Here is a 20,206-nt window from a genome sequence, read left to right as displayed (position 1 = left end):
TCGGCCGCAAGTCCCACGGCTTCGCCAACTCCCTCGATCCCACCTCCCTGCGACCGCACATGACGGCTCGGGCGGCGGCAGAACGCCCGCACGAGGAGCGGCAGAACGCTCACAGAGAAACCGGCAGAACGCTCACGAGACTAGCGGCAGAACGCTCATGCACGTCCTCCACCTGCGATAATCTAAGGGATCATGACGCACACCGACCTGTACCCGCGACGGAGCCAAGCCATGGCCATCGAAGCGCTGTCAGACACTCGCGTGGTGGTCGTGAACGGTGCTCGGCAGGTCGGCAAGAGCACGTTGGCGGGTCTGATCGCCGACCAGACGAGTGGCGCTCGTCAGCTCTATCTGGACGATCCGGCGACCTTGTCGGCAGCCGGGGATGATCCGGTCGCCTTCGTCCGGCACGACGGACTCCTGCTGATCGACGAGATCCAGCGCGCTCCTCAACTTCTCCTGCCGATCAAGCATGAGGTCGACCGGGACCCACGTGCGGGCCGTTATCTCCTCACCGGTTCCGCGCGCCTGTTGGGACTACGCGATCTCCCCGATGCCTTGCCCGGCCGAACGGAGACCATCGAGATATGGCCACTGTCGCAAGGGGAGATTGACGATGCCCCCGACGGCTTCGTGGATCATGTCTTCACGCACGATCTCGACGCCGCTATGCGCCCCTGTGCCCTTCGTAAGCATGACTACGTCGACAGAGCGCTGCGGGGCGGCTATCCGGAAGCCGTTCGACGGGACCCGGGGCGTCGACGCAACAGGTTCTTCGATTCGTACATCACTGACCTGGTGACCCGGGACGTGCGTCAGATCTCCGATATCGAGCGCCCAGCCGAAATGCGCAGGCTGCTGAGCGTCATCGCCGCCCGCATGGGCGGATTGGCAGTGGTCCAATCAATCGCCGGCGACGTCGGACTTCATCGGGCGACCCTCACACGCTACCTTGACCTCCTTGAATTGGTATTCGTCATCAAGCGAATACCTGCGTGGTCCTCCAATCTCACCCGCCGCGCCATCTCCACTCCCAAATTGATCGTCACGGACAGCGGTCTGGGCGGCCGCCTGATCGGCATGTCATCCGAACGCGCCAGGGATGTCACAGCTCCCGTCGGCCCTTTGCTCGAGAATTTCGCAACCGGCGAGATAGCACGCCAGCTCACCTGGGCCGGCGAGCCCGTCCAACTGTTCCACTACCGAGACCGCGACCAGGTCGAGGTGGACATCGTCCTGGAACACGCGTCCGGCGAAGTGGTCGGAGTGGAGATCAAGGCCGCGGAAACCGTGCGGAGCGACGACTTCCGCGGCCTGCGCCACCTGGCGAACCGGCTCGGAGCAAGATTTCGCGCCGGCATCGTGCTTTACACCGGAGAACAGGCACTGCCCTTCGGCGAAAAACTGCGCGCCCTTCCCATGGCGGCGTTGTGGACGCTCGGGGCCACCACCGGAGACACGTAGAGATCGGACGCGCCCACCCCTCCGATCATCTTGCGATCCGCTACCGCTTCTCAGCCCGGTAGCGTTTGAGGAGCGTCGTGATTCTGTCGTGGTCACGTGCGCCGTTCAGCTCCTCGAGCAGGCTGTCCGGACATAACTCGTAGAGATCGCCCCACCAGCGGCGCGCCTTGTTGTCCCAGATCCGATATCCACCGGAAACACCCCTGGCGACGTAGCGTCTTCTGCCCATAGTCCGGCACCGTGCCAGCTACCAGTGCAAAGAGCAAGAACGAAGATCAGCCGCGCTGCTCAGTGGGCCGGAGCAAGAAACGACGCCTTGAACCTGTGACCGCCCCTGACCACGTTCGATCGGCCGACCACACCGTGTCGCCCATAGGACTGCGGCAATGCGACGACGTGCCAACCCCTGACCGGCGTGTTGGCTCCGCGCACCAGTACGAGCGTGCGACGCTCCCGCCCGGCGCCCAACCCAATACCGAAACCGCCCTTTCGAACCACACGGCCAAACAGCGGGCGCACGCGGGCAGTAGCTTAGGCTCCTCCCACGGGCATAATCGGCATACTGTCCGCACGGTGATCCCGCCTCCCACGTCGGCTCAAGGCACGCCGACCGACGGCGCGGCCCACCGGACGCCAAGCGGCACGCTCATGGCGCGACGACGCTGGTTCAGGAGATACGCATGAACGAAGAGGACAGGACGGTGTTCACGCTTCTCCGCGGACGTCGACCCATCGCCGAGTTGGTGGTCGTCGATGACTACTTCCCCCGTACCTACTGCGAAATCCGCGCCCTTCCCGGCTTCGAAGAGGTCCGCCCCATCTTGGAGAAGGCTTGGGAGATGGTCGGGAGCCAAGCGATAATCCGACCACTCCTCCACATATCGCGCGCGCGATTACTGCGATTACGCTTGCAGCCCAGCTATGGCGGCCCCCGATCAAGCGAGTCATGTTGATCCTCGACGGCGATCGAGCCACACTGCGGTACAGCTACGGACGCTTGGGCGCTTGGCGTCTTCGGCGCTGGCGAAAGCACGTAGACCGCGAGTGAACAAGCGACAGCAACCGCGTTCGTTTTTGATCATCGCACGCATAGTGCACGGGCTGACAGGTCAGTTCTGTGGACAACATTCCGGTGGGCACGCGAGGCCACCGCCATACGAGCCACGAGATCGCTCGTCGTCACTCAATACGCAGTACGGGCACTGCCCCAGCGCAGGAGCCCAGACATACTGGTGCTCTGGACGATTGGGGCACTGCTGCACGACGCGATGCGTGACTCCAACAGGCTCAGGCGCCAACGGATCCATACAAAAAGATTAATAAAACGGCGGTTCGATTAACAGCCACCTTGACCAGGCACGCCGAATGTCGGACGCTTCCCCACCTTGGTCAATGCCTGACCGACCAGCACTACACCGGGATGCGTCCGTGGCGCTGAGGTCGGCGAGGTCCCCTTGACGAAACGGCGTGGCGCGTCAGACCCTCACCAGAAACCTGAAGGCGAACCGGGTCGGAGACCCTTGTCATGCCGCCCACTCTCGTGGGCATCATGGCGCCATGCCGGAGTTCATCAATCCGAGCGGCACATTGCTGACGTCGTTCCTGGCCGCGGTAGCCGAGTTTCGTGCCGACCATGATTATCCGGTCCTCTGGTTCGTCGACGACGTCGACCCGAAGGCTCTGGTGGACCCGGCGGCCTTCGAGGCGTACACCGCGCGCGTCGTCGCCGAGCGGACGTCATCGGGCACCCGCCCCGGATTCGTGCCGATGACCACCCTGTGGTGGATCGACGGCGAACGATTCCTGGGAAGACTGGCCATCCGTCACCGGCTCACTCCGGCGCTGGAACAGTCCGGCGGCCACATCGGCTATGACGTCCGCCCCAGCGCACGCCGCCAGGGCCACGCGACGGCCATGCTCGCCGCGGCGCTGCCGATCGCCCGGTCCCTGGGCATCTCCGAGGCTTTGGTCATGTGTGACAGGACCAACATCGCCTCGCAACGAGTCATCGAAGCCAACGGCGGCCAATTGCTGAACGTCACCGAGCAGAAGCGTCGCTACTGGGTTCCGACCACGAGGTTCGATCCTCACCATCCCAACTAAGGGCGCGGGGTTCGGCTGTGAGTTGTTCGCGCTTCCCGACCCACGAATGTACCCGTCCAGATACTCACCGTCATGGCGTGTGGGCGCAGAATAGGGCTCGCGCGCAACGCATCGGGGGCCAAGGACTGCGCCGCGCATGATGAGGGGGTACGCAGATGAGCGATGCCGAAGTCGCACGAGAAGTGCTGGGCACCTATAAAGCGTTACAGGTCGCCAATCCCATCGGCAAGCCGCCGGACCCGGAGAAAGTAGAAGCCGCGAGAAAGCTCGAGACGAAGATCGCGTTCCGCCAGCCCTCGGACGATCACACCCTGGTCCCGGCCGTGGCGATGAAATGGAAGGAAAGCCCTGAGTACTGGGTCACCGGCGGTGAGATCGTCGCACAGAACCTGAACCGGCCGCTGACGTGCATCCTGTTCGCCCACCTGTGCGTCTACGCGCTCAAAAAGGGCGCGCCGACGTTCACCGTTCCCATCGAGGTCGTCGAACTGAAGAAGGGCGGGTTCGACAACCACTACATTCTCGTCGCCGGCCGGACGACCGGCGCCCTCGGCGACAAGCTCTCCGAATGGAACCAGGACGCCTTCATCATCGACCTTTGGGGCCATAACCAGAATCGCGGCAAGCTGGTGGCCCAGCCTCCCGCCATCATCGTGAGCGACATGGAGGACGCTTCACGTAAGACTGTCGCCACCATTCCAGCCTGGGGCGTCTAGACCCGGGGATCGTCCAGCAGGCGGAATCCGTCAGCGTCGTCCTCCTCCAACCGCTCAACGCTGAAGCGCCGGCCACGCAGTTCGCTGGCGGGCAGGCCGGCCTGCTGGGCGATCCGAGCCGCGGGCACATTCAGCGGCGCCGTGGCCGGGTGCAACGGTGTGACGAGCTCGGCGACGTCACCGACGGTGATGATGATGACGGCTAATACCGCAATGGTGCCGGTCGTAGTAGATCTCGAACTCGACGATGATTGATAAGGAGGGTGGGATCACGGGATTCTGATGCTCCGAGACGTATCCGGGAGCGGTTCCATACCCACCCTCCCTGAGTTGCGGGCACGAAGGCTCTCAGACCAACTCCAACAACCCAGAGTTTAGATCTTGTGGTTTCGGCGCCACAAGGGATGCACCCTGGCCTGCCTGTATGCCGCCGTCCCACCCACAGGCCGGCGCCGGCCGCGGGGCTGCCCCGGCCGCCATCCGGAAGCGATCAGCCCTACGCTGCGCGACCGAACCCGAGACGTACGCGCTGATCTACCGGCACAGCACGCCGGAGGCAGATGGCAAGATCGCTGACGCCGTGGAAAGCGAGATCGCAAAGCCCCGACGCTCAAGCCGAAGAGGTCGCCCAAGATCGCCCGCGTCGGCTGATGGCACGTTGACGGCACGAAGCCCCGTTTCCATGATCGGAGACGGGGCTGATGTCGCAGGTGGGCGGTACTGGGTTCGAACCAGTGACCCCTCGCTTGTAAGGCGAGTGCTCTACCGCTGAGCTAACCGCCCCTGATCGGCACTACACCTTACGACACCAACGGCCCCGGTCGCACATCCACCGCCCACCCGGGCCCCAGTTCAGGCCGTCCCGCCGCGCGCCAGCCCAGCAGGGACGCTCCCAGCATGCCGGCGTCCACCCCGAGGGCGGCGGGGATCAGCGGGGGTGCGTCGCGGAAGGCGAGGCGTTTGATGAGGCGGGTGCGTACCGGGTCGAAGAGGGCCGGTCCGGCTTCGGCGAGGCCGCCGCCCAGGACGATGACGGACGGGTCCAGCAGCAGCGTGTACGTGGCCAGCGCCAGCGACAGGGCCTCCACGGCCTCGTCCCAGACCTCTATGGCGATCGGGTCGTCCGAGGAGACCACCTCTTCGGCCTTCACGCCCTCCAGCCCGGCTCGCTGGCTGTAGCGGCGGCCGACCGAGGCCGCGGACGCGTACGTCTCCAGGCAGCCGAACTGGCCGCACGCGCACTCTTCACCGTCCGGGAAGACCGGCGTGTGGCCGATTTCGCCGGCCCAGCCCGAGGAGCCGCCGTACGGTTCGCCGTTGATGATCGTGGCGCCGGCGATGCCCGTGCCGATGGGCAGGAAGAGGAAGTCGGACAGGCCGCGGCCCGCGCCGAGGATGCTTTCCGCGAGTCCGCCGGTGCGTACGTCGTGGCCGAGCATCACCGGGATGTCCAGGGCGGTGAAGTCGGTGGCGGGGACGTCGCGCCAGCCCAGGTTGGCCGCATAGAGAGCGGCGTTCTCCGACACCAGGCCGGGCACGGCGAGCCCGACTCCGGCGGGGATGCCGTCACCCGAGTCGGCGAGGTGGCCGATGAACTCGGAGATGGCGGTGACGACCGCCTCAGGGCCCTCCGTCCGGGGGGTGGGGCGCCGCTCGCTCAGCAGCACCGCGCCGGACTCGCTGACCAGGCCGCCCTTCATGGACGTGCCACCGACGTCGAGCGCGACGACGAACGAACTCATTGCGGACACGGAAGGAGACGATAGCGCAGCTCAGTAAATGTCCGTCCCAATAGGCTCACGTCCCGAGTAACCGCTTGTGCGTGGATCCCGAGGGTGCAGGCAAGTACACGGGGATCTTGAAAGTGCACGCATGCACGTGGATTCCGAGGGTTCGTGCTTGTGCGTGGATCCCAGTTGGTGCTTGTGCGTGGATCCCAAGGGTGGACGCATGTACGTGGGTTCCGACGGTGCGCGCTTCGCGTGGATCCCAAGGGTGAGCGCATGTGGCTGGGTCCCATGGTGCCCGCCGTCGCCGGTGGACCCGTCCCATGCGTGTACGTCCCTCAGTCGCCCTCACAGCGCCGTACAGCCCCCGTGAGGCCCGTGAGGCGACGAGGACCTAAGCCCGTCCCAGGACCCTGTTGAGCGCCGCCTCGACCTCCGCCGAGAGTCCCGGCGGCGCCGTGACCGGAGCCGGGCCGAGGGTTTCCGAGGAGCGCGCCATCCGCACCGCCCCGCAGGAGCGGCATTCCACCTCTCCCAGCCGGCAGATCAGCGCCGTGGACCCGCACGTCGAGCAGGTGTCGAGGTCGAGGTCGTGCAGCCGTTGACAGTCCGGGCAGATCAGCACCTGAGACTCGTGGCGCACCCCGCGCTGCCACGGGCTGGCGCCGCGCACGGGGTCCGTCTGCCTGGCCCCGCAGCGGTAGCAGGGCATCCTTCCCTCCGAGGTCAAGAAATGTCGGCGAGTGCCTTGATGTAGTCGGCGACGTCACGTGCCGTGGAGATCGGATTGACCACCGACCACCGGATCACGCCCTCGCCGTCGATGATGAAGGTCCCCCGACGAGCAAGCCCCTTCGCCTCATCGAAAACACCGTACGCCTGCGCGACCTGTCCGTGTGGCCAGAAATCGGAGAGCAGCGCGAAGGTGTAACCCTCGCGATCCGCCCAGGCACGGTGGGTGAAGACGGAGTCGACGGACACGGTGAACACCCGCGCCCCGGCGATCGGCTGATCGCGCAGGGCGGACAGTTCGCCTTGACAGATCCCGCTGAATGCGAGCGGGTAGAAGACCAGCACGACGTTTTCGCCCCGGAACTGAGACAGGCTCACCGGGGTGCCGTGCTGGTCCTGCAGCTCGAAATCCGGAGCCAGGGCGCCGACCTCGGCAGGATGTGCGTTCACAGGCACCATCCTGCCGTACGGCGGGCGCCTCGGGCTCCTACCGGCGGCTGCCCTTCGGCGGGACGAGCCTGGTCCCTGACCAGTCGGGTGCGGCGGAGATGCTGCTGGTCTGCGAGAGACCCGCGGTCGTGGAATCCTCCCCGATGTCGCTCGGCTCCACGTGACCGTCGCGACCGGCCTTGGGAGTCAGCAGCCAGATCTGGCCACCGTCGGCGAGTACTCGCATGGCGCTGGTGAGGACGTCGAAGAGGTCCCCGTCGCCGTCGCGCCACCACAGCAGCACGGCGTCGACGACGTCGTAGCTGTCCTCATCCAGCAGCTCGTTGCCGGTCAGGTTCTCGATCGACGAACGAAGCTCGTCATCGACGTCCTCGTCCCAACCGATCTCCTGCACCACCTGACCCGGCTTGAGGCCGAGTCGTTCGGCCAGGCCGCGCTCGCCCTGCGCCTGACCCGCGGTCGCGCTCACGTTTATCCCTCCTGCTTGAGTGGCCCCGCTTATGCGGTTTATCGCTTCGGCACAGTCCACACGCTGTGACCCTCAGTCGTCAACGGTCGCCACGGGTACGGCCGTAGTCGGCCAGAATCAATCAGACAAAAACGACAGGCGAACCTGGCGTTGCGGGTTGTCGACGTTCAGGTCGACGAGTGCGACGGATTGCCAGGTGCCCAGCGCCATTCGCCCGCCCAGCACGGGGATCGTGGCGTACGGCGGGATCAGGGCGGGCATCACGTGCGACCTTCCGTGGCCGCGCGAACCGTGGGCGTGGGCCCAGCGGTCGTCGGCGGGAAGAAGGTCACGCAGCGCCGCCAGCAGATCGTCGTCGCTGCCCGCGCCCAGCTCGAGCACGGCCACGCCGGCCGTGGCGTGCGGCACGAAGACGTGCAGCAAACCGTCCTCGCCCTGGGCCCGGACGAATTTCTCGCATTGTGGCGTGATGTTGTGCACCGTCTCTCGTGAACCGGTCGTCACGGAGATGATTTCTGATCTCACGGGCAAATCCTACTGATGCATCACCACGGCATCAGGACCCGGAAACACCAGCCCGGTGTGCCCGTCGTCGAAGCGCACCACGTATGGAGGCCCGCCGTCGGGGCCCTGGACCTCCGTGATTACTCCGACCCGGTCCCTTTCGCCGACGGTATTGCCATGCACCAGGAGCCGGTCTCCCACCGTCGCGTTCATATCTCCACATTGGTACGCCGAGGGCCCGAGGAAAAGAGGGCGGCGCAAGTTTTGCCCCTCCTGGTGGGTAAGAGAAAAAGATGACCGGATCGTTACGCTGCCGGGAGGTCACGTTTCGGCCTACGCGGCACACGGCGGCCCCGTCCGTGGCCGCCTCCGCGACCCGCGAGGCTCCCGGTCGGTGATGATCAACCCGCCGAGCCGGGCGACAGGTGGCCGACGGTGCCCGGTCGCTCCCTCTTGAAGGGGTACGGGTCTCCGTCCCGCGTCCTGAGCCGTTGAGCGGACCGCTGAAAGCTCACGGGCTCGGGGCGCCGCGGCCGCGTTCAGGGCTGTTCGACCAGGCACGACAGGCCCGCAGGGGGTGGGCACGAGGCAGGGCGGCTAGACTCGCCCGCCGCGGGTGAGAACCATCTTCCGCGGGGAGATCAAGCCTACGGAGGATACATCTCGGACAGCATGCGGATATGAGCGAAATTTCGTTCGTTTTCCTGTCTTGTTAAATTGCTCCCGCGATGTAACCTTTGGTGGCGATTCGTCCTACCATCGGTGGTCTAGGCCATCGGTAAGCCCCCTGCCAGCGGGGACACTCTGGTTACCGGCTAGTAGAGATGCGTTTTCTACGGCTAGCGACCAGGATGGAAGGCGACCCAGACCAGACATCAGTCCATCTCGGAAGGCGAGACCCAGTGGCTTCCGGACGCCAGCGATTCTCGATCATCAGCGACGGCCTACCCAGCCAGCTGCCTGATGTCGACCCCAGCGAGACCAACGAGTGGCTCGAGTCTCTCGACAACGTCGTCAAGACCGAGGGCCGCACCAGAGCCCGCTACCTCATGCTGCGCATGCTGGAACGGGCCCGTGAGCACCAGGTCGGCGTGCCGGGCCTGCGCAGCACCGACTACATCAACACGATCCCGCCGGAGCGCGAGCCGTGGTTCCCCGGTGACGAGCACGTCGAGCGCCGCATCCGCGCCTACATCCGCTGGAACGCGGCCATCATGGTGTCCCGGGCCAACGCCCGCACCAACGTCGGCGGCCACATCGCCACCTACGCCTCGGCCGCCTCGCTCTACGAGGTGGGCTTCAACCACTTCTTCCGCGGCAAGGACCACGGCGAGTCGGGCGACCAGGTCTTCTTCCAGGGCCACGCGGCCCCGGGCATCTACGCGCGCGCGTTCCTCGAGGGCCGCCTCAACGAGGCCCAGCTCGACGCGTTCCGGCAGGAGCTGTCGCAGGGCTTCCACGGCCTGCCCTCCTACCCGCACCCGCGGCTCATGCCCGATTTCTGGGAGTTCCCGACGGTCTCCATGGGCCTGGGCCCGATCGGCGCGATCTACCAGGCGCGGTTCAACCGCTACCTGCTCAACCGCCAGATCAAGGACACGAGCCGCAGCCACGTGTGGGCCTTCCTCGGCGACGGCGAGATGGACGAGCCCGAGTCGCTCGGCGCGATCGGCCTGGCAGCCCGCGAGGAGCTCGACAACCTGACGTTCGTGATCAACTGCAACCTGCAGCGGCTGGACGGCCCGGTACGCGGCAACGGCAAGATCATCCAGGAGCTGGAGTCCTACTTCCGCGGCGCCGGCTGGAACGTGATCAAGGTCGTGTGGGGCCGCGACTGGGACCCGCTGCTCGCGGCCGACGTCGACGGCGTGCTCGTCAACCAGATGAACACCACGCCCGACGGACAGTTCCAGACCTACTCGGTCGAGTCCGGCGGCTACATCCGCGACAACTTCTTCGGCGGCGACCCGCGCCTGCGCAAGATGGTCGAGCACCTGACCGATGACGACATCCGCAAGCTGTCGCGCGGCGGCCACGACTACCGCAAGGTCTACGCGGCCTTCAAGGCGGCCCGCGAGCACGTCGGCCAGCCGACGGTGATCCTCGCCCAGACCATCAAGGGCTGGACGCTGGGCAAGGACTTCGAGGCGCGCAACGCCACGCACCAGATGAAGAAGCTGACCAAGGCCGAGCTCAAGGAGTTCCGCGACCGGCTCTACCTGCCGATCCCGGACTCGGCGCTCGAGGGCGACCTGCCGCCGTACTTCCATCCGGGCGAGAACGACCCCGAGATCCAGTACATGAAGGAGCGCCGCGCCGCGCTCGGCGGCGTGCTGCCCAAGCGGGTCATCCGCGCCAAGCCGGTCAAACTGCCCGGCGACGAGGTCTACGGCACCTTCAGCAAGGGCTCGGGCAAGCAGCAGATCGCCACGACCATGGCGTTCGTCCGCCTGCTGAAGGACCTCATGCGCGACAAGGAGATCGGCCACCGGTTCGTGCCGATCATCCCCGACGAGGCGCGCACGTTCGGTCTCGACGCGATGTTCCCGACGGCCAAGATCTACTCGCCCCACGGGCAGACGTACGAGGCCGTCGACAGGGAGCTGCTGCTGTCGTACAAGGAGGCCACGCAGGGGCAGATCCTGCACGAGGGCATCAGCGAGTCGGGCTCGATGGCCTCGACGATCGCGGCCGGCACCGCCTACGCCACGCACGGCGAGCACATGATCCCGATCTACATCTTCTACTCGATGTTCGGGTGGCAGCGCACCGGCGACCAGATGTGGCAGATGGGCGACCAGATGGGCCGCGGCTTCCTGCTGGGCGCCACCGCGGGCCGCACCACGCTCAACGGCGAGGGCCTGCAGCACGAGGACGGCCACACGCCGCTCATCGCCTCGACCAACCCGGCGGCCGTCTCCTACGACCCGTCCTGGGCCTTCGAGGTCGCCCACATCGTCAAGGACGGCCTGCGCCGCATGTACGGCGACCGGCCCGAAGACGTCTTCTACTACCTGACCGTCTACAACGAGCCCTACCTGCAGCCGGCCCAGCCCGCAGACATCGACGTGCAGGGCCTGCTCAAGGGCCTGTACAAGTTCGCCGACGGCCCCCAGACGCCGGGCCCGAAGGCCAACATCCTATCCTCCGGCGTGGCGGGCCCGTGGGCCATGGAGGCGCAGCGGCTGCTGGCGGAAGACTGGGGTGTGTCGGCCGACGTCTGGTCGGCGACGTCGTGGTCGGAGCTGCGCCGCGACGCCCTGGCGGCGGAGGAGTACAACCTGCTCAACCCCGAGGCCGAGCAGCGCGTGCCCTACGTCACCCAGGTGCTGTCCGGGGCGCGGGGCCCGTTCGTGGGCGTCAGCGACTACATGAAGGCGGTCCAGGACCAGATCGCGCAGTGGGTGCCGGGTGACTGGTCCTCGCTGGGCACCGACGGTTTCGGCCTGTCCGACACGCGCTCGGCGCTGCGCCGCCACTTCCACGTGGACGCGGCCTCGATCACGCTGGCCGTGCTGACCAGCCTGGTCAAGCGGGGCGAGCTCGACAGCGAGGTGCTGCGCGAGGCCATCGCCCGCTACCACCTCAAGAACGGCGTCACCGAGGCGGGCGGCGCCGAGAGCAACGACACCCAGTCGATGGGCGTCTGAGTCATCCGCCGACGGCGCTCCCGCGAATTAATCCGCGGGAGCGCCGTCATATTCGGCCGTCCGGGCCGTTGGGCCTGTGAGGCGGCACGTTCAGGAGGGGTACGTGCCGCCTCACCCCCATATGGTGCGGGGTCACGTATTGTGGGCACTACTTCCCCCTGAAGACATGTGAGGGGAAGTTCGTCATGCGTCGCGTCATAGCCGCCACCCTGCTTCTGGCGGCCGCCGGCTGCTCCACCGCACCGGCCGAGCCCGCCACCGACTCCACGGCGGATCCCAGCAAGATCGCTTGGGGGCCCTGCACCGACATCCAGCGCCCGGACGGCGAGCCGCCGGCCAAGCAGGACGCCTCCGTACGGTGCGGCAAGCTCGCGGTCCCCCTCGACTACGCCAAGCCCGACGGGGAGCAGATCGACCTCGCGCTCATCAAGCTGCCGGCCACCGGCAAGGAGAAGAAGCTGGGCTCGGTGGTGTTCAACTTCGGCGGCCCCGGCGCCTCCGGCGTCGACACGCTCGACCAGGCCGGCAAGGCCCTCACCACGCTGCGCGCCCGCTACGACCTGGTCAGCTTCGACCCGCGCGGCGTCGAGCGCAGCTCCGGCGTGCGCTGCGGCGACGGCGCCGAGATGGACCGGTTCACCTCGCTCGACACGCTGCCGCCGAACGAGGCCACGCACAAGGCGCTGGAGACGGCCAACAAGCAGTTCGCCGACCTCTGCCAGCGGGAGTCCGGCAAGATCCTGCCCTACATCGGCACCGCGAACGCCTCACGCGACATGGACCGCATCCGCGCCGCCCTGGGCGAGGCCAAGCTCAACTACGTCGGCATGTCGTACGGCACCCAGCTCGGCGGCGTCTACGCCACCCAGTTCCCCAAGAACGTGGGCCGCATGGTGCTCGACGCGCCGCTCGACCCCACGGTGACGTTCGAACAGCGCACGATCGCGCAGACGCGCGGCTTCCAGAAGGCGTATGAGAGCTTCCTGCGCGCCTGCGTCAAGAACACCTGCGACATCGGCAAGGACCAGGCCGCCGCCGACGCGAACGTCGGCCGGCTGATGAACCAGCTCACCGGCAAGCCGCTGCAGGTCAACGGCCGCGAGCTGACCCAGGGGCTGGCCGCGACCGGCGTGGCCGCCGCGCTCTACTCCGAGCTGACCTGGCCCTTCCTTGAGCAGGCGCTCAGCGAGGCGCTGCAGGGCCGGGGCGAGGCTCTGATGTACCTGGCCGACTCCTACACCGGCCGGGCCCAGGACGGCACCTACTCCACGCAGATGACCAGCTTCCCCGCCATCACCTGCGTGGACTCCACCGAACGCCCCGACCCGGCCGCGCTGCGGCGCACCGAGGCGGCGGCGCTGAAGATCTCGCCGCTGTTCGGCAGCGAGGGCTCGGGCGGGCTGTGCCGGGTCTGGCCGGCCAAGGGCAGCGACGAAGCCCGGCACGTGGACGCCACCGGGTCCGCGCCGATCCTGGTCGTGGGCGGCAAGGGTGACCCGGCCACCCCGTACGAGTGGGCGCCGAAGCTGACGGCCCAGCTCAAGACCGCGACGCTGGTCACGTACGAGGGCGAGGGGCACGGGGCGTACCTGTCGGGCAGCAAGTGCATCCAGGGGCTGGTGGACTCGTACCTGATCGACGGCAAGGTGCCGGACAAGGGCGCGAGCTGCCCTGCGGCCTAGTCTTGGCGGGGTGACGGACTACAGAGCACAGATCCAGTCGGAGACCGAGCGCCTCGCGGCCCTGGCCGGCGACCTGTCCGTCCCGGTGCCCACGTGCCCGGGATGGACGCTCGCCGAGCTGGTCACGCACGTCGGGCGGCTGCATCGCTGGGCGACGCACATGCTGCGCGGCCAGGTGCGCGAGCGCCTCTGGTCGCGGCAGGTGTCCGACGGCCTGCCCGAGGGCGCCACCGGTGACGCGGCCTGGCTCACCGCCGGCGCCGCCGAGCTGCTGGAGACGCTGGCGAGCACCGACCCGGACACCGAGGTGTGGACGTGGGGCCCGGACAACCGGGCGTCGTGGTGGCCGCGCCGCATGTTCTTCGAATCGCTGGTGCACCGGGCCGACGCCGAGCTCGCGCTCAGCATCGACCCGGAGATCCCGGCGGGAACCGCGATCGACGGCATCGAGGAATTCCTGCACAACCTGCCGTACGCCGCGTGGGTCACCCGGTCACTGGCCGGGCTCGGCCTGGAGGGGGCCACGATCCACCTCCACGCGAGCGACGCGGACGGCGAGTGGACCATCACGCAGGCTCCCGCCGGGAAGATCGAGTGGGCGCGCGGGCACGCCAAGGGCGACGCCGCCGTCAAGGGACCGGTGAGCGACCTGCTGCTTCTCCTCTACGGCCGCCGCTCCCCCGACGCCCTCACCGTGCACGGAGATCGCGAGCTCCTGGACCGCTGGCTGTCCACGGCCTCCCTCTGACCGCACCACACCACCGCTCCACGCCGCCGTCCGGGGGCGCCGTCCACGCCGCCCGCGCCCGATCAACGCGCCACGTAACCGCAGTGAGTCACCGCAGTGAGTCACCGCACCACATCACCCGGCCCGGGCCGCCGGCTCGCGGTGGCGCGATCCGGTGAGGCCCTGGACGCGCCGCCGCTCGGCGATCGGCGGCGTGTCCAGGGCGCGGGTGAGCCGCCTCCGGGACGTGATCCCGTACGCGGCCCTCTCGCCTGCCGGGTTGTTCGCGGGGAAGGCGCCAGCCCCGGCCGGCGAGACAGGTCGTTCACCTGCGCTCGGAGACTCCTGCGGACCTGCCTGAGCCGCCGCGCGGGCAGCCGGGGCCGGTGCCGGCGCCGTCGTCGATCACCGTATGGTCCATCCTCGTCTCTTTGCTTCTCGAACAAGTCAACGATCTAACGCATGGGCGACAACCCTATGTCGGTGTTTTCGAATCTTTAATCGAGCATCGTGCCGTGCACGACCATCTCGGGCACCTCGGAGGCGAAGCCTTCGAGCGGCCGATCGGGGCAGCGTTCGGCGGTGACGGTGGCGGCGGCGATGCGATCGAGCCTGAAGACCCGGACGTCGTCGCGCAGCCGGCACCACGCCACGAGATACCAGAACCCGCCCCTGCCGCCCAGGAACACCCCCGGCTCCACGTCACGCGAGGTCAGCGCGCCCTTGGCATCGGCGTAGTCGAGCCTGAGCACCCGGCGGCGCAGCAGCGCCTCCTCGATGGCACGCGAGATGCCCTCGCCGCCCAGCGGCCTGATCGGCTCGACGCCCTGCTCGGGCGGCAGCTTGACCAGCTGCACCCGCCGGGCCAGCTCTCTGGCCAGATCTCCCTCGGGGCCCGGCATCGCGGCCACCACCTTGCGTAACGCGCTGCGCGCCTGCCGGCCGAACGGCTGGTCGCCGGCCCGGCTGAGCGCCACCGCGATGGCCACCGCCTCGGCCGGGCTGAAGTTGAGCGGGGGCAGGGACATCTTCTTGTCGATCGCGTAACCGCCCTTGCGCCCCGGCTCGGCGTAGATGGGCACGCCCGACTCCTGCAACGCGGTGATGTCGCGCTCGATCGTGCGCACGCTCACCTCGAACCGCGCGGCGAGCTCGCGGGCGGAACGGTGGCGGGGCGCGATGGCGCGCAGGTCTTCGACGAGCGCGTAGAGCCGGTCGGTACGGTTCACAGCCGAGACGCTACGCGCCGCCACCGACAATCGCGGGCCCGCGGACGGCCCCGGGAACACCCCCGTAACCCCGCGGCCACAGGGATCTCACGCTCCGGCGAGTGCCGGCGACCAATTACGGCGGCACACGATTCGCGCCGCCTTTCCCCCAGCGCAAACGAGGCCCCATTTTCCACGAACCCACCCCCGGCCCGCCCCGAGCCCGCACGAGCCGACCGCACGAGCCAGCCACCCGGGACCAACGCCCGGACAAAGCCCGGCCGGTCAGCCCGCGTCACGCTTACCCGTCCACTCGATCAGCCGATCGAGCGGCCACGTGTTGACGATCCGCTCCGCCTCGATCCCGCACCGCGCGGCCCGCTCGCACCCGTTCCGCTGCCAGTCGAGCTGCCCCGGCGCGTGCGCGTCGGAGTCGATCGCGAACACGCACCCCATCTCGTACGCCAGCCGCATCAGCCGCTTGGGCGGGTCCAGCCGGTCCGGCCTGGAGTTGATCTCGACCGCGACCCCGAACCGCCGGCACGCCTCGAAGACCAGCTCCGCCTCGAACTCCGACTCCGGCCGCTTCTCGCCCCGCTTCCCGCCCGCCTGCACGACCCGCCCCGTGCAGTGCCCCAGCACGTCGACCAGGGGGTTCGCCACGGCGGTGACCATCCGCCTGGTCATCTCCTCGCCGCCCATCCTGAGCTTGGAGTGCACGCTGGCCACCACCACGTCGAGCCGTTCCAGCAGCTCGGGCCGCTGGTCCAGGGAGCCGTCCAGGTTGACGTCCACCTCGATCCCGGTCAGGATCCGGAACGGCGCCAGCCGTTCGTTCAGCTTGGCCACCACGTCGAGCTGCCGCTCCAGCCGCTCGGCCGACAGGCCCTTGGCCACGGTCAGGCGGGGCGAGTGGTCGGTCAGCGCCCAGTACTCGTGCCCGAGCGCCATCGCCGCCTCGGCCATCTCCTCGATCGGCGAGCCGCCGTCGGACCAGTCGGAGTGGCTGTGCAGGTCGCCCTTGAGCGCGGCGCGCAGCGCCGCCGTCTCCTCGTCCAGCTCCACCCCGGCAGTTGCCCGCATTCGCCGCAAATACGTTGGAACCTCACCGGCGAGAGCTTCGTTGACCACCAATGCGGTGACCTTGCCGATGCCCGGGAGGTCGCCGAGCCCGCCCGTGCGGGCCAGCCGCCCGAGCTCGCCCTCGGGCAGGTCGGCGACGACCGCCGCGGCCCGGCGGAAGGCACGCACGCGATAGGCGGGCTCTCCGGCGCGCTCCAACAGGAAGGCGATCTCGCGCAGGGCATCAACCGGATCCATGCGCTGATTCTTACCCAAACCGATGACAACAGGCAGGCAGTACGGATTGAACGCGTGCAAGGGCCCCCGATAGGCTCTTGGGCCGACGAAAGCAGGAGCTAGATGGCACCACCGCCCCACGAAGAGGCGTCCCCGCGTAAGTCGTCCAAGGCCGTTCCACTGGCCGTGCTCGGCGTGCTGTCCCTGACGCTGGTCGGCATCTGGGCGATCTCGGAGTCCGACGACGACGACGTCACCGCAGACTGCGTCATGCTCGTAGAAGACGACTTCTCCACCACCACGACCCCCACCCCGACTCCGGCCCTGACCGCCACCGACGCCCCGACCGGCAGCCCCACGCCGACGACCAGCACCTCCGCGCCCCCGTCCGGCAGCTACCAGGTCGTCGACGACGACTACTGCGACGACGACTCCAGCCGCTACTACGGCACCGGCCACTCCCGCGGCGCCTACGTCTGGTACTACGGCGGCACGAGGATCGGCAGCCGCGTCCACCGCGGCACCACCTACCGACCCTCCGACGTGAACATCAGCAGCCGCTCCGGCAAGTCGATCCAGCGCGGCGGGTTCGGCAGCCGCACGAGCAGCGGGAGCTGACGTGCGCCGCGAGCACCACCCGCCCAGGGACGGCTGGGAGAAGACGATCGAGGGCCAGGGCCTGGCCTACCACCGAGCCGCCCACCCCTCCGGGCTGAGCCGGCCCTACTGGGACGAGTCCGTGCACTACGTCTTCTCCATGGAGGAGGTCGAGTCGCTGGAGGAGCAGGTCGAGGAGCTCCACCGCATGTGCCTGGACACCGTCGAGCACGTCGTCTCCACCGGCCGCTTCGCCGACTTCGCCCTGCCCGAATGGGTGTGGGAGGACGTGACGCGCTCGTGGGAGCGCCGCGACCCCCATGTCTACGCTCGCTTCGACCTGCGCTACGACGGCACCGGCCCGGCCAAGCTGCTGGAGTACAACGCCGACACGCCGACGGCGCTGGTGGAGTCGTCCGTCGTGCAGTGGTTCTGGCTGCAGGACGTCTTCCCCGGCGGCGACCAGTGGAACTCGGTGCACGAACGGCTCGTCGAGCGCTGGCGCGAGCTGACCCTGCCGCCCGGCCCCACCTACTTCGCCTTCACCAACATGGACGAGACGGGCGAGGAGGGCATGACGGTCGCCTACCTCCAGGAGACCGCCGAGCAGGCCGGCCTGCCGACGATGGCCATCGCCATGGAGGACATCGGCTGGGACGCGCTCAACCGCCACTTCGCCGACCTGGGCGGGGAGATGATCCGCTCGGTGTTCAAGCTCTATCCGTGGGAGTGGATGCTGGACGACGACTTCGGCCGCCACGCCGTACGCCACTCCACCTGGATCGAGCCCCTGTGGAAGACGCTGCTGTCCAACAAGGCGCTGCTGGCGATTCTCTGGGAGCGCAACCCGGGCCATCCCAACCTGCTGCCCGCCTACCTCGACGGCCCCCGCGAGCTGACCTCGTACATCGCCAAGCCGCTGCTCGGCAGGGAGGGCGCCTCGATGCGCATCGTCACTCCCGAGACGACGCACGAGACGCCCGGCGCCTACGGCCAGGAGGGCTACGTGTTCCAAGGGTTCGAGGCCCTGCCCGCGTTCGAGGGGCAGCGGCCGGTGCTCGGCGCCTGGGTGGTCGCCGACGAGTCCGCCGGGCTCGGCATCAGGGAGACCACCGGGCTCATCACCGACGACACCTCTTCCTTCGTCCCCCATCGCATCGCCGACTGACGTCCACCCCCGTGCACACCTCCCGTGATTGGAACCCGACGTGACCCTTCTCGAAACCCTCGCCCGCGGCGCGGGAGCCATCGCCGCCTACGCCGCCGTCGGCGTGATCCTGATGATCGTCGGCTTCTACGTGATCGACTGGGCCACGCCCGGCAAGCTGAGCGAGGTCATCCGCACCGAGCGCAACCCCAACGCCACGCTGCTGGCCACCTCAGCCCTGGCCGCCGTGGGCCTGATCGTGGCCGCCTCCATCTGGGCCTCGGGCGGCCGGCTGACCGAGGGCCTGGCGGGCACCGCGGTGTTCGGCCTGGTCGGCATCGTGGTCCAGACGGTGGCGATGCTGCTGTTCGATCGGATCGTCGGCATCTCCGTACGCGATCTGGTCCAGGAGCGCGAGCTGCAGCCGGGCGCCCGGCTGCTGGCGGTGACCCATCTCGCGATCGGCCTGATCACCGCCGTGGCCGTGATCTAGCCCTGATCCAGACCGGCGATAACCGCCGTTCCGGTCATCCTGAGGGACCTGGCACTCTAGAGGCGTGACAGACCGGACCAGGGAGGACACCACGCGCAGGCTCGAGCGGGCCATGGGCTCGCTCGGCACGGCGGCGATGGCCCGCATGGACGAGCAGTTGCCGTGGTTCCGCGCCCTCAGCGCCGAGGACCGGTCGTGGGTGGGGCTCGTGGCGCAGGCCGGGATCGCCGCGTTCGTCGAGTGGTTCCAGCAGGCGGGCAGAGACACCCCCAGCATCGAGTTCTTCGGCACCGCGCCACGTGAGCTCAAGCGGTCGATCTCGCTGCAGCAGACCGTCGACATCGTCAGGGTCGTCGTCGAGGTGGTCGAGGCTCAGGCCCACGAGCTGGCCGCCCCCGGCGGCGAGGAGCAGTTGCAGCAGGCCATGCTCCGCTACACGCGCGACGTGGCCTTCGCCGCCGCCCACGTCTACGCCCGCGAGGCCGAGGCCAGGGGCTCGTGGGACGCGCGGCTCGAAGCGCTGATCGTGGACGCCCTCGTCCGCGGCGAGGTGGACGACGGGCTCCACTCCTGGGCCGCCGCGCTCGGCTGGACCTCCTCCCCCGTGGTCGTCATCGCCGGCCACGCGCCCGACGACGACCCGCGCGCGGTCATCGACGGGCTGCGCGAGAAGGGCCGCCGCATCGGCATGGACCTGCTGGCCGGGGTGCAGGCCGACCGGCTGATCGTGATCGTCGGCGGCGCCGGCAGCGTCAACGACGCGGCCAAGCAGGTGGTGGCCCGCTTCGGCGTGGGGCCGATCGTCATCGGCCCCGAGGTGCCCGACCTGCACGCCGCCGCCAGGTCGGCCAGGGCCGCGCTGGCCGGGCTCAAGGCGTCGTGCGGCTGGCCGGACGCGCCCAGGCCGGTGCACGCCGAGGACCTGCTGGCCGAACGGGCGCTCGACGGCGACATCGACGCCAGGGAGCAGCTCATCGAGAACGTCTACCTGCCGCTGGCGGGCACGCCGCTGCTCGACACGCTGGCGACGTACCTGGAGCAGGGCACCTCGCTGGAGGCGACGGCGCGGCTGCTGTTCGTGCACCCCAACACCGTGCGCTACCGGCTCAAGAAGATCACCGAGCTGACCGGCTACCAGCCGACCGAGGGCAGGTCCGCCTTCACTTTGCAGGTGGGCCTCATCCTGGGCCGGCTCTCGGAAAGTGCCGTAACCTGGCATGCTCTAACGTAATGCCGCC

General features: G+C 68.4%; 19 protein-coding genes and 1 tRNA gene. 10 read left to right on the top strand and 10 right to left on the bottom strand.

Translation table 11 applies throughout. The annotated features are described in order from the left end of the window. Window positions 1-231 precede the first annotated feature (231 nt). The 3 genes from AB0C27_RS15660 (at window position 232) to AB0C27_RS15650 (ending at window position 4,283) form a co-directional block, all read left to right on the top strand. Window positions 232-1,464, top strand: a complete 1,233-nt coding sequence (locus AB0C27_RS15660) for an ATP-binding protein (RefSeq protein WP_357843717.1) — start codon at window positions 232-234, stop codon at window positions 1,462-1,464. Window positions 1,465-3,021: 1,557 nt separating this feature from the next. Next, window positions 3,022-3,567: a GNAT family N-acetyltransferase gene (locus AB0C27_RS15655; protein WP_357843714.1), complete on the top strand. Its 546-nt coding sequence runs from the start codon at window positions 3,022-3,024 to the stop codon at window positions 3,565-3,567. Window positions 3,568-3,722: 155 nt separating this feature from the next. Beyond that, window positions 3,723-4,283, top strand: coding sequence for a hypothetical protein (locus AB0C27_RS15650; protein WP_357843711.1), 561 nt, complete (start codon window positions 3,723-3,725; stop codon window positions 4,281-4,283). Here the strand turns inward: AB0C27_RS15650 and AB0C27_RS15645 are convergent. The 8 genes from AB0C27_RS15645 to AB0C27_RS15610 form a co-directional block, all read right to left on the bottom strand. Continuing rightward, on the bottom strand, window positions 4,280-4,411 hold the full coding sequence (locus AB0C27_RS15645; RefSeq protein ID WP_357843707.1) for a hypothetical protein: 132 nt from the start codon (window positions 4,409-4,411) through the stop codon (window positions 4,280-4,282). The genes AB0C27_RS15650 and AB0C27_RS15645 overlap by 4 nt on opposite strands. Window positions 4,412-4,994: 583 nt before the next feature. Next, a tRNA-Val gene (locus AB0C27_RS15640) sits at window positions 4,995-5,066 on the bottom strand. A 17-nt stretch (window positions 5,067-5,083) separates the two neighbouring features. Further along, on the bottom strand, window positions 5,084-6,025 hold the full coding sequence (locus tag AB0C27_RS15635) for an ROK family protein (RefSeq protein WP_357845271.1): 942 nt from the start codon (window positions 6,023-6,025) through the stop codon (window positions 5,084-5,086). A 379-nt stretch (window positions 6,026-6,404) separates the two neighbouring features. Next, window positions 6,405-6,722 (bottom strand): hypothetical protein, encoded by a 318-nt coding sequence (locus AB0C27_RS15630; protein WP_106233884.1) that lies wholly within the window; start codon window positions 6,720-6,722, stop codon window positions 6,405-6,407. Window positions 6,723-6,736: 14 nt separating this feature from the next. Continuing rightward, window positions 6,737-7,201 (bottom strand): peroxiredoxin, encoded by a 465-nt coding sequence (locus AB0C27_RS15625; protein WP_357843704.1) that lies wholly within the window; start codon window positions 7,199-7,201, stop codon window positions 6,737-6,739. 28 nt (window positions 7,202-7,229) lie between these two features. Next, the gene (locus tag AB0C27_RS15620) at window positions 7,230-7,661 is read right to left on the bottom strand and encodes a DUF3052 domain-containing protein (RefSeq protein WP_346111814.1); all 432 of its coding nucleotides are present in this window, start codon (window positions 7,659-7,661) and stop codon (window positions 7,230-7,232) included. A gap of 117 nt (window positions 7,662-7,778) precedes the next feature. After that, a complete protein-coding gene (locus AB0C27_RS15615; RefSeq protein WP_346111813.1) occupies window positions 7,779-8,186 on the bottom strand; it encodes a secondary thiamine-phosphate synthase enzyme YjbQ in 408 nt (135 codons plus the stop codon). A 9-nt stretch (window positions 8,187-8,195) separates the two neighbouring features. Beyond that, entirely contained in the window at window positions 8,196-8,378 is a 183-nt protein-coding gene (locus tag AB0C27_RS15610; RefSeq protein ID WP_346111812.1) for a DUF1918 domain-containing protein, read from the bottom strand. A 689-nt stretch (window positions 8,379-9,067) separates the two neighbouring features. On the opposite strand from AB0C27_RS15610, the gene aceE reads away from it, so the two are divergent. From aceE to AB0C27_RS15595, 3 genes are all read left to right on the top strand, one after another. Next, the gene (aceE, locus tag AB0C27_RS15605) at window positions 9,068-11,815 is read left to right on the top strand and encodes a pyruvate dehydrogenase (acetyl-transferring), homodimeric type (RefSeq protein WP_357843700.1); all 2,748 of its coding nucleotides are present in this window, start codon (window positions 9,068-9,070) and stop codon (window positions 11,813-11,815) included. A gap of 185 nt (window positions 11,816-12,000) precedes the next feature. Further along, window positions 12,001-13,497: an alpha/beta hydrolase gene (locus AB0C27_RS15600; RefSeq protein ID WP_357843697.1), complete on the top strand. Its 1,497-nt coding sequence runs from the start codon at window positions 12,001-12,003 to the stop codon at window positions 13,495-13,497. Between the two features lie 10 nt (window positions 13,498-13,507). Then, window positions 13,508-14,245, top strand: a complete 738-nt coding sequence (locus tag AB0C27_RS15595; protein WP_357843694.1) for a maleylpyruvate isomerase family mycothiol-dependent enzyme — start codon at window positions 13,508-13,510, stop codon at window positions 14,243-14,245. 476 nt (window positions 14,246-14,721) lie between these two features. Here AB0C27_RS15595 and AB0C27_RS15590 read toward each other — a convergent pair whose 3' ends face one another. Together AB0C27_RS15590 and AB0C27_RS15585 are read right to left on the bottom strand one after the other, a co-directional pair. Next, window positions 14,722-15,453 (bottom strand): YafY family protein, encoded by a 732-nt coding sequence (locus tag AB0C27_RS15590; protein WP_346111808.1) that lies wholly within the window; start codon window positions 15,451-15,453, stop codon window positions 14,722-14,724. 264 nt (window positions 15,454-15,717) lie between these two features. Further along, window positions 15,718-16,752 carry a PHP domain-containing protein gene (locus tag AB0C27_RS15585; RefSeq protein ID WP_357843690.1) on the bottom strand — a complete coding sequence of 345 codons (1,035 nt, stop codon included), beginning with the start codon at window positions 16,750-16,752 and terminating at the stop codon, window positions 15,718-15,720. Window positions 16,753-16,854: 102 nt separating this feature from the next. Here AB0C27_RS15585 and AB0C27_RS15580 point away from each other — a divergent pair, with 102 nt between their 5' ends. From AB0C27_RS15580 to AB0C27_RS15565, 4 genes are all read left to right on the top strand, one after another. Next, window positions 16,855-17,349 carry a hypothetical protein gene (locus tag AB0C27_RS15580; RefSeq protein ID WP_357843687.1) on the top strand — a complete coding sequence of 165 codons (495 nt, stop codon included), beginning with the start codon at window positions 16,855-16,857 and terminating at the stop codon, window positions 17,347-17,349. Between the two features lies 1 nt (window position 17,350). Continuing rightward, window positions 17,351-18,496 (top strand): glutathionylspermidine synthase family protein, encoded by a 1,146-nt coding sequence (locus tag AB0C27_RS15575; protein ID WP_357843684.1) that lies wholly within the window; start codon window positions 17,351-17,353, stop codon window positions 18,494-18,496. Window positions 18,497-18,536: 40 nt separating this feature from the next. Beyond that, on the top strand, window positions 18,537-18,968 hold the full coding sequence (locus tag AB0C27_RS15570) for a DUF350 domain-containing protein (protein WP_357843682.1): 432 nt from the start codon (window positions 18,537-18,539) through the stop codon (window positions 18,966-18,968). A gap of 112 nt (window positions 18,969-19,080) precedes the next feature. Beyond that, window positions 19,081-20,199 carry a helix-turn-helix domain-containing protein gene (locus AB0C27_RS15565; protein WP_357845269.1) on the top strand — a complete coding sequence of 373 codons (1,119 nt, stop codon included), beginning with the start codon at window positions 19,081-19,083 and terminating at the stop codon, window positions 20,197-20,199. Window positions 20,200-20,206 lie beyond the last annotated feature (7 nt).

It is taken from the genome of Nonomuraea sp. NPDC048882 (assembly GCF_040649755.1).
Taxonomy (GTDB): domain Bacteria; phylum Actinomycetota; class Actinomycetes; order Streptosporangiales; family Streptosporangiaceae; genus Nonomuraea; species Nonomuraea maheshkhaliensis.
The sequence above is the reverse complement of the archived record's forward strand: the minus strand, read 5'-3'. Positions and strand labels throughout refer to the sequence as shown.